General features: G+C 53.0%; 19 protein-coding genes and 1 pseudogene. 2 read left to right on the top strand and 18 right to left on the bottom strand.

The window, feature by feature from the left end; genetic code table 11:
- Positions 1 to 257 precede the first annotated feature (257 nt).
- A complete protein-coding gene (locus NT140_11640; protein MCX5832515.1) occupies positions 258 to 479 on the bottom strand; it encodes a hypothetical protein in 222 nt (73 codons plus the stop codon).
- A gap of 9 nt (positions 480 to 488) precedes the next feature.
- Between NT140_11640 and hflX the strand changes: the two genes are divergently transcribed.
- The gene (gene hflX / locus NT140_11635) at positions 489 to 2,123 is read left to right on the top strand and encodes a GTPase HflX (protein ID MCX5832514.1); all 1,635 of its coding nucleotides are present in this window, start codon (positions 489 to 491) and stop codon (positions 2,121 to 2,123) included.
- Positions 2,124 to 2,183: 60 nt separating this feature from the next.
- Here the strand turns inward: hflX and NT140_11630 are convergent, their stop codons facing one another.
- From NT140_11630 to NT140_11580, 11 genes are all read right to left on the bottom strand, one after another.
- The gene (locus NT140_11630) at positions 2,184 to 2,924 is read right to left on the bottom strand and encodes an AAA family ATPase (GenBank protein MCX5832513.1); all 741 of its coding nucleotides are present in this window, start codon (positions 2,922 to 2,924) and stop codon (positions 2,184 to 2,186) included.
- A gap of 152 nt (positions 2,925 to 3,076) precedes the next feature.
- The gene (locus tag NT140_11625; protein MCX5832512.1) at positions 3,077 to 3,292 is read right to left on the bottom strand and encodes a biotin/lipoyl-binding protein; all 216 of its coding nucleotides are present in this window, start codon (positions 3,290 to 3,292) and stop codon (positions 3,077 to 3,079) included.
- 31 nt (positions 3,293 to 3,323) lie between these two features.
- Positions 3,324 to 5,090, bottom strand: coding sequence for a glutaconyl-CoA decarboxylase subunit alpha (locus NT140_11620; GenBank protein MCX5832511.1), 1,767 nt, complete (start codon positions 5,088 to 5,090; stop codon positions 3,324 to 3,326).
- 142 nt (positions 5,091 to 5,232) lie between these two features.
- A complete protein-coding gene (locus tag NT140_11615) occupies positions 5,233 to 6,384 on the bottom strand; it encodes an acyl-CoA dehydrogenase family protein (GenBank protein MCX5832510.1) in 1,152 nt (383 codons plus the stop codon).
- Positions 6,385 to 6,454: 70 nt separating this feature from the next.
- Positions 6,455 to 6,892, bottom strand: coding sequence for a GNAT family N-acetyltransferase (locus tag NT140_11610; GenBank protein MCX5832509.1), 438 nt, complete (start codon positions 6,890 to 6,892; stop codon positions 6,455 to 6,457).
- 17 nt (positions 6,893 to 6,909) lie between these two features.
- On the bottom strand, positions 6,910 to 7,137 hold the full coding sequence (locus tag NT140_11605) for a DUF2080 family transposase-associated protein (protein MCX5832508.1): 228 nt from the start codon (positions 7,135 to 7,137) through the stop codon (positions 6,910 to 6,912).
- 207 nt (positions 7,138 to 7,344) lie between these two features.
- Positions 7,345 to 7,719 (bottom strand): desulfoferrodoxin, encoded by a 375-nt coding sequence (locus NT140_11600; protein ID MCX5832507.1) that lies wholly within the window; start codon positions 7,717 to 7,719, stop codon positions 7,345 to 7,347.
- A gap of 30 nt (positions 7,720 to 7,749) precedes the next feature.
- Positions 7,750 to 8,169, bottom strand: a complete 420-nt coding sequence (locus tag NT140_11595; GenBank protein MCX5832506.1) for a hypothetical protein — start codon at positions 8,167 to 8,169, stop codon at positions 7,750 to 7,752.
- 82 nt (positions 8,170 to 8,251) lie between these two features.
- Positions 8,252 to 9,163 carry a c-type cytochrome biogenesis protein CcsB gene (gene ccsB / locus NT140_11590; GenBank protein MCX5832505.1) on the bottom strand — a complete coding sequence of 304 codons (912 nt, stop codon included), beginning with the start codon at positions 9,161 to 9,163 and terminating at the stop codon, positions 8,252 to 8,254.
- Positions 9,160 to 10,302 (bottom strand): cytochrome c biogenesis protein ResB, encoded by a 1,143-nt coding sequence (locus NT140_11585; GenBank protein ID MCX5832504.1) that lies wholly within the window; start codon positions 10,300 to 10,302, stop codon positions 9,160 to 9,162. The genes ccsB and NT140_11585 overlap by 4 nt, the downstream gene beginning before the upstream one ends.
- A gap of 56 nt (positions 10,303 to 10,358) precedes the next feature.
- On the bottom strand, positions 10,359 to 10,610 hold the full coding sequence (locus NT140_11580) for a cytochrome C (protein ID MCX5832503.1): 252 nt from the start codon (positions 10,608 to 10,610) through the stop codon (positions 10,359 to 10,361).
- Between the two features lie 255 nt (positions 10,611 to 10,865).
- Here NT140_11580 and NT140_11575 point away from each other — a divergent pair, with 255 nt between their 5' ends.
- Entirely contained in the window at positions 10,866 to 11,999 is a 1,134-nt protein-coding gene (locus tag NT140_11575) for an ABC transporter permease (GenBank protein ID MCX5832502.1), read from the top strand.
- A 13-nt stretch (positions 12,000 to 12,012) separates the two neighbouring features.
- Here the strand turns inward: NT140_11575 and NT140_11570 are convergent, their stop codons facing one another.
- The 6 genes and pseudogenes from NT140_11570 to NT140_11545 form a co-directional block, all read right to left on the bottom strand.
- Complete coding sequence (locus tag NT140_11570) at positions 12,013 to 12,699, bottom strand: glycosyltransferase family 2 protein (protein MCX5832501.1); 687 nt, start codon at positions 12,697 to 12,699, stop codon at positions 12,013 to 12,015.
- Positions 12,700 to 13,067: 368 nt separating this feature from the next.
- Entirely contained in the window at positions 13,068 to 13,346 is a 279-nt protein-coding gene (locus NT140_11565) for a hypothetical protein (GenBank protein MCX5832500.1), read from the bottom strand.
- A gap of 4 nt (positions 13,347 to 13,350) precedes the next feature.
- A complete protein-coding gene (locus NT140_11560; protein ID MCX5832499.1) occupies positions 13,351 to 13,512 on the bottom strand; it encodes a hypothetical protein in 162 nt (53 codons plus the stop codon).
- A 12-nt stretch (positions 13,513 to 13,524) separates the two neighbouring features.
- Positions 13,525 to 13,956, bottom strand: a complete 432-nt coding sequence (locus NT140_11555) for a GtrA family protein (GenBank protein ID MCX5832498.1) — start codon at positions 13,954 to 13,956, stop codon at positions 13,525 to 13,527.
- Positions 13,957 to 13,972: 16 nt separating this feature from the next.
- Positions 13,973 to 14,116, bottom strand: a pseudogene (locus NT140_11550) (glycosyltransferase).
- Positions 14,117 to 14,219: 103 nt separating this feature from the next.
- Positions 14,220 to 14,381, bottom strand: coding sequence for a DUF86 domain-containing protein (locus NT140_11545; protein MCX5832497.1), 162 nt, complete (start codon positions 14,379 to 14,381; stop codon positions 14,220 to 14,222).
- Between the last annotated feature and the right edge of the window lie 13 nt (positions 14,382 to 14,394).

Genomic DNA, 14,394 nt, shown 5'->3' with positions numbered 1-14,394 from the left:
ACGACCTTCATGGCATCCTCCTCGGTTCCGTTTTGCTGGTTACAAAACTATACCAGGAAATACCTTGAAGGTCAATAATTACAATATGTTATTTTGCATTTTTTGGTAAAAATAAATCATCCCTCTTTTTGCAAGAGGCTCTTACTTATCCCGTTTATCGGGGCTTTGGGAACAATAATATTTTTTACAGGCGTGGCAAAAATACACGTCCGCCCTGCCAACTGTGTCGTTTTTGACACACCATCTGGCGAATGAATTCACTTGACAGCGCCATCAATAACAATAATATGATGAGCAATGAACGTATTGACTTCCTGCAGGCACGTCACCATTATCGAAATTAAATTAGGGAAAATATCATAGATAAAATCCATGGCCATCTGACCGGTCTCGGGCCGGAGGAGCAAAAGAGAATCAGACAATTCTACCGGCGGCGCGTTGCTCCGGATGCTATTATTACCCAGGAACTCGCCCGGCAACTGACGGAATTGTCGCGGGAGTTAAACCGGCAGATCGGCATCCTGATCAATCGCAAGGGCGAAGTCGCTTACGTGATCGTGGGTGATCAGCGGGGCATCATGATCCCCGACCTCGCGGAATATCCTGCCTCCTCTACCCGCTTCCGGGGGCTGCGTCTGATCCACAGCCATTTAAATGATGGCGGGCTGAGCGATGAAGATTTGACCGATCTGGCCCTGCTGCGGCTCGATATCGTCGGCGCCGTGGAGGCCAAGCCGGACGGCCTGCCGGGTCTCGCCCACCTGGCCCACCTGATCCCGGAGAACCCCGACGGCCGCTACTGGCAAATCCTGCCGCCGACGCACCCGGCAGAGCTCCGTCGCGATTTTATTTCCTTTATTCTGGCCCTGGAAGGGGAATTCACACGCCGGCAGAAAAGCCGGAAGATCGAAACCGCCGACCGGGCGATCCTGGCGCGCGTGGAAACAGGAGCCATCATTAGGGGTACACGATCATCCTTCGGGGGACACGATCCGGATTTCTTGCAGAAATCCGGTCATGTCCCCCGCGGGTCATGTCCCCCTAATGATGGCCTCGATGAATTACAGGAACTGGCGCGCTCCTCGGGGGTGGAGGTTTTCGACCGCGTCATCCAGCGCCGCCCGGAACGTGATCCCAAATACCTGCTGGGCAAGGGCCGGCTGTCTTCCTTAGTCATCAGGGCCATGCAGATCGGCGCGAATCTGCTTATCTTCGACCATGAGCTGACCCCCGCCCAGGTGCGTTCCATTACCGATTTTACCGAGCTCAAAGTGATTGACCGGACCCAGTTGATCCTGGATATCTTTGCCCAACGCGCCCACAGCCGGGAGGGCAAGATCCAGGTGGAACTGGCCCAGTTGAAGTATCTGCTGCCCCGCCTCACAACAATGGACCGGGCCTTGTCACGGCTCACGGGAGGCATCGGCGCCCGGGGTCCGGGAGAAACGAAGCTGGAAATAAACCGGCGCCGCGTGCGGGATCGGATTCACCTGCTGGAGAAGGACATCCGGGGCATTGAAAAATCCCGCGGTCAGCGGCGCGTGAAACGCGAAAAGACAGCCATCCCCGTTATTTCCATCGTCGGCTACACCAATGCCGGCAAATCCACGCTTCTGAACGCCCTGACAAACAGTTCCGTCTTTACGGAAGACCGCCTCTTCGCCACCCTGGATCCGAAGAGTGCGCGGCTGCGCTTCCCGCGTGACGCGGAAGCCATCATTACCGATACGGTCGGCTTTATCCGCGATCTGCCGCCCGATCTCTTCGCCGCCTTCCGGGCTACTTTAGACGAGCTGCAAGAGGCTGATCTCCTGCTGCACGTGGTTGATATCAGCAATCCCCATTTTGAAAACCACATTCAGGCCGTGGATAAAATCCTCGAGGAACTGGAAATTGCCCACAAGCCGGCCCTGCTGGTGTTCAACAAGGCGGACCGCCTCCCCGACAAATCGCAGCTCGCGGACCTCTGCCGACGCTTCGGCGCCCTGGCCGTTTCCGCCCTCGCTCCGGCCACGTTGCCACCGTTAGTGGAACGGCTGGATTATCTCTTGTACGAAAGGGCTGGAGGACAGCCAAGTAAAATCCCCCTCACTCCCCCTTTTACAAAAGGGGATGACGAATGACTGGCGCTCATCAATGGGCTGAAATGATTACCCCCCTTCGTAAAGGAGGGCAGGGGGGATTTAAACACTTAGGGCGGCGATTATCTTTTCTGCCATCGCATCGAGCTGGTCCCGTTCCTCCAAGTCCAGGACGGAAGAGGAGAGCAGTTGCCGGGCGGTAAGCGATGGTAGAGGAGGGATGACACCGGTCAGGGGCGGCAGGCCGGCCATGTCTGGCAACTTGAAATCCGCTGGGGCGCGATTGATGATGAGCGCCTGGCGGGTAAGTCCCAACTCTTGCGCAAGAAAACTGATCCGGATGGCCGTTTGCAGGCTCCGGGCGCTGGGTTCACTTACGACGACGAGCCCGTCAACAGACTGGATGGTGCCGCGTCCCAGGTGTTCGACGCCCGCTTCCAGATCCACGATTACCCATTGCCGGCGCTCGATGATCAGGTGGGCCAGAAGCGCCTTGAGCAGGGCGTTGGGAGAACAGGCGCAACCGCCGCCCGCCGTGGCGATGGTGCCCATGACGAGCAGGTTCAGATTGCCAACCTTTTTGGAGAGCCGCTCGGGCAGGTCAGCGACATCGGGATTCAGGTGGATGAATCCTTCCCCCACCCGCTCCCGGATGAGGTCCTTTTCGAGAATCAGAGGGGGCGGCACTTCGCTCTCGGGCAAGCCCAGCGCCTGCCCCAGCGAAAGCGCGGTATCGGCATCCACGAGCCACACTTCCTCGCCGCGGCGCGCCAGATAATCCCCGAGCCAAACCGTAAGCGATGTCTTGCCCACGCCGCCCTTGCCAGCCACTGCCAGTTTCATAATTTGTAACACACGTTTAAATCTCTGGATTCCGGTTTGCCCCCGTCAAGCGAGGACTAAACAGAGCACCGGAGTGACGATTCTTGGGTATTTTCGATGTTTGACGAGGTCGGAAGAACTTGGGGCACGGCAGCGCCGTGCCCCAACATTTTTTACTCCAGAACTACCAATACCTGATCAGAATCAACGGTATCGTCTTTCGCAACCTTAATTTCCTTCACGACTCCGTCCGCCGTGGAATAAATCGGATTTTCCATCTTCATGGCTTCCAGGATGAGAAGTTCGTCGTCCTCAGCCACCTTGTCGCCCACCTTGACCATCACCTGTAGAATTTTCCCCGGCATCGGGGCCAAAATTTCAACACTCATTTAGCTTACCTCCTTTTAATTTATAGTTTGACTATTTCGCCGGTCTATCCAGCCCCTTGACGATTTCCGCCCGAATCAGGCGCGGCAGCATCATGTGGTGCTGGGGACAAATAGAACGCGGATTCTGATAAACGCCATTGGCAAAGGCGACCAAGTAATTGCGGATCGTCTCATAACGCACCACCTCGTCCACGAAACCTGTTTTGGCGCAATAGAACGGACGCGACTTGTCCTGGTACTCCTGGGCCAACTCATTCATCTTGTCAATGATGGGACCGAGCGGCCGGCCGCTATCCTTCTCCTTTACCAGACGGCGAGAGAAGCTGGCCGTAGCGGCTGTTTCCCCGTGCATGACGTAGATCTCCGTCGTCGCGGTGCCGAGGGTGAAGGCGTTGTGATTGTTGGCCGTCGGCCCGCCCATTACGTAATGGGCCGCCGCCGTCCCCTTGCGCAGTACGACGAGCATCATGGGAACCTTCGTCTGCTCGATAGAATAGATGAGCGACTGGCCCAAGCCCAGTAGCTCGGCCTTTTCCGCCGTGTCGCCTACATCAATGCCCGAGGTATCCTGGAACCAGATGATGGGCACGCGATCCCGGCCGCACTGGGTCACGAATTCATTCATCTTGATGAGTCCCTGACGATACAGTTTCCCGCCGATAGCTGAATATTCGTTAGTATATTCCGGATAGTTGGCGAACATACCCATGCGATTGCCGATCGCGCCCATCAGATAGCCGTCCACCTTGACGAGGCCCGTATAGACCTCTGGTCCGAAACCGGGCCGGAATTCGAGGTGTTCCGAGCTGTCCACGAGCCTGGCCAGAATATTGTCGAAATCGTACCCGGCCTTCTGGTTGAAGGCGATGATCGAGGGAATTTCCGCCGGCGGATATTTGGGCGCCGCCGGTTCAGCGACCCGGAAGAACCGGGGGGCGTAGGCCGGCATCTCGGCCATATATTGCTTGAGGCCGTCTAACACCTCGGCTTCTTTTTCATAAACGGCGCGGAAGAACCCTGTATAGTCGTAATGCACGCCCACACTGCCCGGCGGCACTTCCTTGTAGTGGCGGGTGGCCTCGATGATCTGCTCGGCCCCAGCCTCGTCAAAATTGCCTTTGGGGCTCATACCACTCACGATGCCGCCGCCGCCCACGGCGATGTTGCAATCCTTGTGGGCCAGCAGAATGGTGGGACTGATGCCCTGATAACCGCCGCCCGCCGGATTGGTGCCGTAAATACCGGCCAGGATCGGAACGCCCATCTGCTCCAGTTCGGCATGCCGGAAAAAGCAGGTGCCGTTACCGCGGCGGTTGGCATATACCTTCTCCTGCTCCGGCAATTTCACGCCTGAACAGTTGACTAACCATACGAGCGGCAGGTTCATGATCTTGGCCATGTCCGTGACGCGCAGGTTGTTGTCGGCCTGCCCGCCAATCCAGGCGCCGGCCATCACCTTGTTGTCAAAACCGATCAGCACGCACCACTTGCCGCTGATACGGGCCAGCCCGTCAATGACGCCCGTCATCCCCTCTTCGTTATCCATAGGATTGTAAAGCGTATGGAGCGGACAAAAAGTCCCCGGATCAATCAGATATTCAATCCGGTCCCAGATGGTCATCTGGTTACGTTCGCGTACCTTGGCCGCCGGTATGCCGGCATTCTTGACGCGCTCCGTTTCGGCGTCAATGGTCTTCATAACCGCCTCGATCTGGGCCACGTTCTCCTTCATCCGCTCTATCTGGGCCGGCTTTAAGGGCTTGCCCAGATCATCCATCTTTGCAAAATACTGCTTCATAAAATTTCATCCTCCAAATTTGCTGACCTCCTTTAATTTAAGGTAGGTCGCGGTATATTCCTATTCCGGGGACACAATACCAATTTCCGCAGAAATGCGTATTATGTCCCCGGATTACCACCGGATTACCAACTCCGATTAACTATTTCAACCCCAGGAGATCCCGGGCAATGATCCACTTGCAGATGTTGCCGGAACCTTCCACCATGGAATAGGTAGGCGCATCGCGGTAATAACGGGCCACGGGATACTCCGTGGAGTAACCGTAGGCGCCCATGATGGTCATGGCGAATTTGGCGGCTTTGGCCGCCACTTCACCGGCCAGATACTTGGCCTGCGCCGTCTCGATCGTGTTGTTCAGGTTGCCCTGATCCTTCTGGACGGCCGCCTTGTAAACCATGATCCGGGCCGCCTCGATCTCACATGCCATCTGGGCGATCATATCCTGATTCATCTGGAACTCGCCGATAGCTTTGCCGAACTGCTCGCGTTCCTTGGCGTATTTAAGCGTCGCATCCAGACAGGCCTGCGCCACGCCGATGCCGCCGGCTGCGGCCGAAAGCCGCGTTCCGTTCAGGGAACCAAAAACGATCTTGGCGCCGTCGCCGGGATTGCCCAGGATATTCTCCTTCGGCACACGGGTGTTGTCCAGGTAAACCTCCCCGGTGGGTGAGGAACGGCTGCCCATCTTATCCAGGTCGGTAGTCCGTATATCGTTAAAGTTTTTCGGCTCCACAATAAACGCGGAAAGACCCCGGCTGCCCTTGGCTTTATCTGTGTAAGCGTAGTAGATAATCACATCGGCGACGTTGGCGTTGGAGATCCAGGTCTTGGAACCGTTCAGGAGCCAGTGATCACCCTTGTCCTCGGCGGTTGATTTCATGGACATGACGTCGGAACCGGCATTGAATTCCGTAATGGCAAAGCAGCCGACGAAATCCGCGTTGACTAATTTTTCCACATACTTCTTCTTGGCTGCTTCAGTGCCGTAACGGTGGATCGTAAAGGCGCTGCCCAGACACTGCATGTTTATCTGCACCCTAAGCGAACTGGAGGCGCGGGAAATCTCTTCGGTGAGAATCATCGCGGCCAGCCAGCCCATGTTATTGCCGCCATATTCCTCAGGGATCACCGTACCAAAAAATCCCAATTCTCCCATGGGTTTGACAGCTTCCTGATAAGGGAAATAATGCTTTTCGTCCCACTCATCAGCAAAGGGAGCAATCTTTTCCGCCGCAAAATCACGGGCCATGCCCCTGAGCATTTCCAGTTCTTCAGACAATGCAAAATCCATAACTATACCTCCTTCTCTGCTATGTGTACCTGAAACAGGGCCCCATGCCCGGCCAGGTTTTTGGTCGCAACTATTTAAGACGCTTGTGAAGATTAATAAAATCGCTTCTCTGAAAACCCATGGTTTTAAAAAAAGACAACATATCCGTGGAATCCCAGCGCACCGAGGTATATATTTCGGTGATGCCGCATGCCTTGTAATGCTTCAATACCCCGTTGGCCAGCATTTCGCCGATGCCCTGACCCATAAAGTTCGGGTCCACGCCAATCAGGGCCAACCAGGCGCTCTTTTCCATGCCGAAACTGCCGGAAACCATGTAGCTGATGCAGTATCCGACCAGTTTGTTATCCCTTTCCGCCACGAAACTGGCATCATCTTCGCTTTGGGCTTGTCTGCCGATGACTTGCTGAAAATCCGCCCGATGTTCCGCCCCGGTTATGGAAGACGATATCCGGCTGATTTCAACGGCATCCGCGGGATGCAATCTCCTTACGGTGGTATTGTTCACATTTGTCTCCTCAAAAATTAGTCTATCCTTATTATCTTGACATTGTGGCCCACCCACGTGGGAGGAAGATAAACCCGGCCACTATTGCCACTGAGTTTGACGGTTTTTTCAATCATCTCTTCACCATGTATCTCGAACTTCACTTTGCTTTTAGCATTGTCCGAAGTATTTTGCGGCGGCTCGGCGGCCAACTCGCGGCCGTTTTTGCCCTCAGGCACGATGATATTTTTTGCTTCCTTATCCATCAATTCTCTCTCTAGCAGCTTTTGAGGTTCTGCAACATAGTTACTTTATAACTTTTTACAATTCGGGAACTAGCATGATGAAACATGCAGGTCAAGATATTTCTTGCATAATGAGGTAATTGCGGAACGTATTGTCGTTCCGGCGAAAGCCTGAACCAGCAAGATTCCCTCCTCTTGAACAGAGGAGGGTTAGGGTGGGGCTGCTTTTTATGCCTTCCACAAACCATGCAGATTGCAGTAGGCCCTGGCGCTAATCTGCGCCCCTTCCACCGCCAAGAAGGCTTCCGGCGCATCGCCGGGTTTGAGGAACTGCCGGTAGGCCTTACCGTCGGCAATGACCGAAATCCATTCGATATAATGCTTCTCTTCCATGGGATGGGGAACGCTCCCCAATTTCACCTTCACGCCGCCGGCCGTTTTCTCGATGACCGGGACATGCTTCTCCCGTGAGGCATCCACGGAATTTTCCGTGAGCAGCGTCATCGGCTGACCGCAGCAGACCAGTTCTCCAGCGCCGGCGTGGATAACTTCAACCATATTTCCGCACACTCCACATTTGTAAATCCCCAACTGTTTAGCCATATCTTCCTCCTTTAATCACCAAATATTATCTTATCGGTCTTCCTGTCCGGACCCTGTTTCCACGTCTTTCAGGACATCGGCTATCTTCTCGCTGGTCTTGATGTGGACCTCCTTATCTGCATCGGCCGCTCCAACCTGCTGAGTCATCGGATCGCCGCTATCGCGCGTCTTTTTCTTGCCTTTCGTGATTTGCCAGGCGCCCCCCGCGTTACTGATGACCCAATTCTGAAAATCGGTTTGCACGTCGCGCACACCCGACAATCCGGAAATTTCTTTCAACAGGCCTTCAATCGCGTTCGGAACCAGATCGCCTTCGCAATATTTGAGCAGGTCCCCGGAGAGATAGACCGTACTGCCGATAAAAGAATAGTCAAGCCTCGTAACATCAATCTCATGACGATTTAATACCACTCGCACCTGCCGGTTAACTTCATAACGGGGTACATCCATAATTGCGCTCCTTTCTGTTACCTAATACGCCAAAACCAGAAATTATTCCAGACAAAATTTCTTTAATTGATAACGGAATGAATCATAACTGACATACATTATAGGCCGCGTGACCCCACGCGGCGTAGCTAAGGGTGAAAGAGTCTATCGGCTTCCCCCCATAACTATGCAGCCCGGAAAGGATCAGGTTCACACCGAGATAGCAAAATATCGTTGCGCAAAAACCCACAATGGACAGGACCGCCGCCCGGGCGCCACGCCAACCGCGCGTAATCCTGGCGTGCAGGTAGGCCGCATAAATAAACCAGACGATCAGCGACCAGGTTTCCTTCGGATCCCAGCTCCAGTAAGTGCCCCAGGCGACATTGGCCCAGAAGGCGCCCGTGACGATCCCGATTGTCAAAAGAGGAAATCCTATGGCGATAGTCTTGTAGCCGATCTCGTCCAGCGTGCCGGAGTCCGGCACATATCCTAGAATGAAGCCCGGTGTTTTGTCGGCTATGCGCTCCGCCCGGACCTTGAAAAGATAGAGGCAGCTGACGCCGAAGGAAACGGCAAAAGCGGCATAGCCGACAAAACACGTCACCACATGGCTGATTAGCCAGTTGCTTTTGAGGGCCGGCACCAAGGGCTGAATGTCATTGGGATTAAGAGAAGCGTACGCCATGATGAGAAATGGAAAAGGGGTCACAAAAGCCCCCACCGCCCTGATATTGTATTTTTTTTCGAGGACGAGATAGACAATAGCGACCGTCCAGGCGAAAAAAACCAGCGACTCGTAAAGATTGGTCAGGGGCGCCCGGCCGATTTCCAATTGATATGACTCATACCACCTCAGGCCGATCGCCGCTGCTTCTATGACAACCCCGGCCAGCAGACAGCCAGTCGCCACCTTTCCGAGACCCTCGGACCGGAAGGCGAGGTAGGAAACGTAAAGCACCATCGCGAAAAAGTAAACAAAGATGGATATCCCGAAGAGTAACGAATTGGTCATGCAACCTCCTTAAGTCTCTGAATGATGCCTTCCACTTCCCGGACAAAGACAGCGCGGTTTTTATTAACCGCTCCGCCGATGCTTAATTCCGTCCGGCCTTTCTTGTCCTTTCTCAGGCATACCCAGAGCTTTTTGTGCGACACAAAAAAAGCCGCCATGATGCCGCCGACCAAAAGCAGCGAACCCACCCAGACAAACCATTCACCGGGATCCTTATTTACCTGCAGGCCCGTGTACGTTTTCAACTCCAGTTCTTTACCGTAGGGAAGGGACCCATAGCTGGACTGGTAGAAGGTAATCCCCTGAAAACTCAAGGGATCGTTGACCTTGATATTTTTCCGCAGTACCTCCTTGCCGTCCTTGATGACAGAAAGATCGCTGATATAATCCCTGGGCATCCCGTTGGGGTAAAAATCGGCGGTAAAGGCATTGCACTTTACCGAGAAATCGAGAGTTTTAATTTGCCCCGTCCTCGTTTCCAGGCGGCCTATCGTCTCCCCTTCATAAATGTTTACGTATCCTTTGAAACCGAAACAAGACCCGACCAGGGCGCCGACAAAAATTATAAGCACGCTTATGTGGGTGAAAAAAAAGGCCAGCCGCGAATACTTCCCCTTTTCAAAGAAATAGTGCCGGCTGCCGTCTTCGGTAATCGTCACTACGGCTTGGCCGCCAAAGCTTTTCCCCGCCAGCTCCAGCACTTTTTTTTCAACCTCATCCACGGGAAGGGCATATTTGATCTTGTCCTTCGGGTTTAGAGTTTTTTCCAGGGCCTCGTCCAGGATCAGGTTTTTTTCCCTCAACCCGCTCATGATGGGGGCATAACGATCCATCGTACAGGCAATGATATTCAGGGCCAGCAGGCCCAGACAGGAGATGAACCACCAACTGTGATACATGTCGAAAAGCCCGAGGCTGTTGAAAAGCGCCACCGTCGAAGGTTTAAAAACCTCGTAATATTCTTGCAGCGGTTTATTCTGCTCAATGATGGTGCCGACGATGGAGAGTACCGAAAGGATAAGCAGCAGCAGGATGACTGACTTCAGGGAGGTGAAGAAATTCCACATCCTGTCTGTAAAATTACGTTTCGTCGCCTTATCTGATTTATTCGCGGACACAAAATCCTTTATTGCTAACAACAAAAGCCCTCCATCAGCTCACCGGGGAGGGCTTTGCAGTGGTTTACGGAAGCAAGTTATTTCTTATGGCATTTAGCGCATTCTTTAACGCCAAAAGCCTTGGACTTGCCATCGTGGCAGGCGCCACAGGACTTACCTTTGTTCATCTCCGCCATCTTGAGCGCAGTTTTCTTCATAGTGAAGAGTTTGGGCTTCGTATGGCAGTTGGCGCACGAAAGACCGGCACCGGCGTGGGATTTGCCATCGAACACGACCTTGCCCTTTGTTCCTCCGTCATAGGCAACTTTTTTCGCGGGACCCGAAGCCATCACCAGCCCGGCAAGACTGAGCAAGAAACAGACTGCAACAAAAATATTAAATATTCTTTTTATAAGAACCTCCGTCTAATGTTGACTTGGCAGGCACATATTAGATCGCCGGAGGCATGTCAAGAAAAATCTCTCCTACCTCTCCCCCTTTAGAAAAGGTGGCAGGGGGGATTTGATTTTCCAGATGAAAAGGTTGCTGTTTCCAGGAACAGCAGTTATACTGATCGCGTGTATCGGGGTGAAGGGAGTGTCTCGTTGACCGTAAAAAACATTCTGACCATAGCGCGCAAGGAATTTTATCATTTACTGAGGGATTTCCGCAGTTTATACTTGGCCTTTGCCATCCCCCTGCTCTTGATACTGCTGTTCGGCTACGCCCTCAGCCTGGACGTAAATCACATCCGCACCGTCGTGGCAGACCAGGATGAGACTGATCTGAGCCGCGATTTTCTGCGCAAACTGGAGGCGTCTTCCTACTTCAACATCCAGGCGCATCTGCAATCCGCTGCTGCCGCCAACCTTTACCTGGACGACGGGCGGGCGACCCTGGCCGTGATCATCCCCCCCGGCTGGACGCAAAACATCCGCTCCGCCCGCCCGGCCCCCTTGCAGGTGCTGCTGGACGGCAGCGACCCCAATTTTGCTAGTATTGCGCGAAGTTATGTGATTGCCGTCATCGAACAATTCAACCAGCGGCTGCTCCGTGACTTTCTCAATCGCCAGGGCCGGCCGGCTATCAGCCCGCCCGTGGAGGCGCGCATTCGCGTCTGGTTCAATGAAGACCTGGAAAGCCGCAATTTTATCGTCCCGGGCATTATTGCCATTATTATCATGATCGTCGGCGCGATGCTGACTTCCCTGGTCATCGCGCGGGAGTATGAAAACGGCACGATGGAAACCATCAAATCACTCCCCATCACGGCGGGAGAGTTTCTTTTAGGCAAGGCCATCCCTTATTTTTTTATCGCCTTGACGGATGTCCTGATCGCCATGCTGATGGGACAGATCCTGTTCGGGGTGATCTTGAAGTCCAGCTTCTGGCTGATGATCCTGGCCTCTTCCCTCTATATCGCCGTCGCCCTGACCCTGGGCCTGCTGATCTCCGTGGTTACCAAATCACAATTAGTGGCCAATCAGGCGGCCGTACTGGTAACATACCTGCCCTCGCTGCTGCTTTCCAACTTTGTTTTTCCCGTCGCCAACATGCCGAAGGTCCTGCAGCTATTTACCAGCATCGTCCCGGCCACCTATTATATTAAGATTCTAAGCGGCATCTATCTGAAAAACCTAGGTTTCGCCCACCTTTGGCCGAGTCTGCTCGTGCTTTTGTTAATGTTTGTGATCCTCGCCGCGGCAAATTGCGTCCTGCTGAAGAAGGAAGGACTGTGAATAAAGTTGCGGATTACCGCATGTTGTATTTCAGGATGCAGTACAAAGCGCGGCAGCCATCTTTCCAGTTGATCTTCTTCCCTTCCTTGTAAGTCCGGCCGTGGTACGAGATTCCCACCTCGTAGATTCGGACGCCTTTTCGGGCCATCTTGGCCGTGATCTCCGGCTCGAATCCGAATCGGTTTTCCTCGATGGCAATTGACTGGATGACCTCCCGGCGAAATGCCTTGTAACAGGTCTCCATATCCGTGAGATTCAGGTTAGTGAACATGTTGGAAAGGAGCGTCAGCAGGCCATTGCCAACTCGATGCCAGAAATAAACCACCCGGTGCGGCTCGCCGCCGATGAAACGGGAGCCATAGACAACATCGGCCTTATTTTCGAGAATCGGGTTGATAACTTTCGGATACTCCTCCGGATCATATTCGAGGTCGGCATCCTGGACGATGACGACATCTCCGGTCGCCTCCCGGATCGCCGACCGAAGTGCAGCGCCTTTGCCAAGGTTTACGGAATGATAGATCACCTTCGAGATTCTTTGTACAATCCGGTCCCGAAGGATTTCCCTGGTCCCGTCGGTAGAGAAGTCATCTACAACGATGATCTCCTTATCGGGAAAGGGTGCGCGCACCACGGCGTCTATCACCTTTTCGATGGTGGCGGCTTCATTGTAACAGGCGATAACGACTGATAGCTTCATGTGTTGTATCCACCTGTGCCTTGTCAAGGGGGCGACTTCTGAGCTTCGATAAACTTCGCCCGGTTATTGTCGTTTTTTCAATATACTCCCCGTCTGTATCCGGTACCTTCATCTTTGCTATTACTAATCCGGCGTGATGGTTGCCCCCGCCTTGATTTCAACGGGAAAAAGGTCGGGACCGAATTCCAATCAGCAAATGGTGCGATATGCAAGTTCAACCTTCACATTGTCCCCCCTCCGCATTGATAGAGTAAAAACCACCCTCTGTCAAATTGAAAGTTAAAATTCAATCCGCCAGCACGAGAGAAACTGGCCTGGTTCAGTTTTATAAAACGGCACGCAAATTGCGGTACACCATCTCGCGCCGATCAGGCCTGATTGACCGCACGGATGAGGAGGACCGACGCCGGGCGCCTCGGTGTGAGGCGGGCTGAAAATGAGAGTTCGGAATAGACAATCCGGTCTGAAGCCTCCGTCATCGGCGACAGACCGCTGCCGACCTCCAGGGTCAGCTCCCCTATCTCCGCTGACAGGCATTTCCGCACGGCTCGCCGTCGCAGGAGATAGTTGTAAAGATGATTCTTCAGCAATACGCAGGCGTTATCGGCAAAGAAATCGTCAAAGCGATTGCCGCTTGGCGGAGTCACGGGTTCACCGGAAGCAGTCTGGGCTGATGATTCCCATTTTAAGCGCCGTCCAGAGGCAGCCGAGGCCATAGTGGATGCTGCGCCACAGGTTGGTCGAGGAGACCTCCGTAAAATATTTTGCCGGAGGAACTGGTAAATAACTCGCCTGTTTCAAAAATACACCCACCACCCGTCTCCCTTACGTCCTGAATGAAAACCGGGAGTGGCCGATATAACTGATAACGGTCGTGACCGGGATGAGCAGTGCGGCCGATATCCTGGGCTCTATTCCAATTACCTCCACAGAAATAGGCAGCAGGATCAATCCGAGGATCATGCTGAAGAGATATGTCGAAAAGAAACGGGCAAACTCAATCAGGATGCCTTTTCCGCGCACCGTGGATTGAAAGGTGATATGTTTGTGAAAAATATAGGCATTGATGATCGCCAGAATATTCGCTAAAACCGCCGCTGACATATAGGCGACGTACCGGGGCGAGAAGAAACGCTCGAAGAGATAATCGCAAGCGACAAAAACGAGATACCCGAAAATCGTATTCCAGAGGCCGACCAGGACAAAGCGTATTTTCTTTTGATGATTCAGCCATAAATCATGGGCGATTCGTTTCAAAGAATACTCCCCGGCGTTAATCGAAATTAATCCGTTCCTTTTCGATGACGAGCGGCCTTTTCAGAACTTGGGTATGGATAGCACCGATGTATTCGCCGATGATGCCGATGAAAAACAACTGGACGGACGAAAAGAAAAACAAGCTGATGACCAGCGGGGCATACCGATGCTAATGAGTTTCATTGTAATTCCTCAACGAACTTTCTATGTAGTATCCACTGTTCCACTAATATAAACTGTAAATGGGTAAATGGGTGAGTGGGTTATAAGAAACTGGCGTAAACTGTTGTCAGTTGCTTGATGTATTTTAACTTTACTTGAATAATTTTATATATTTTATCAAGATCAAGTTTAAGGTAATCATGCACAAGCACATTTCTAAAAGCCGCCATACCTTCCAATTCTTTTAACAATTCTTGAGAGATAATATTCTCTTCT

The organism is Deltaproteobacteria bacterium, from assembly GCA_026388415.1.
Taxonomy (GTDB): Bacteria; Desulfobacterota; Syntrophia; order Syntrophales; family JACQWR01; genus JAPLJV01.
Note: the sequence above shows the minus strand (reverse complement) of the source record. Positions and strands in the feature narration are given on the sequence as shown.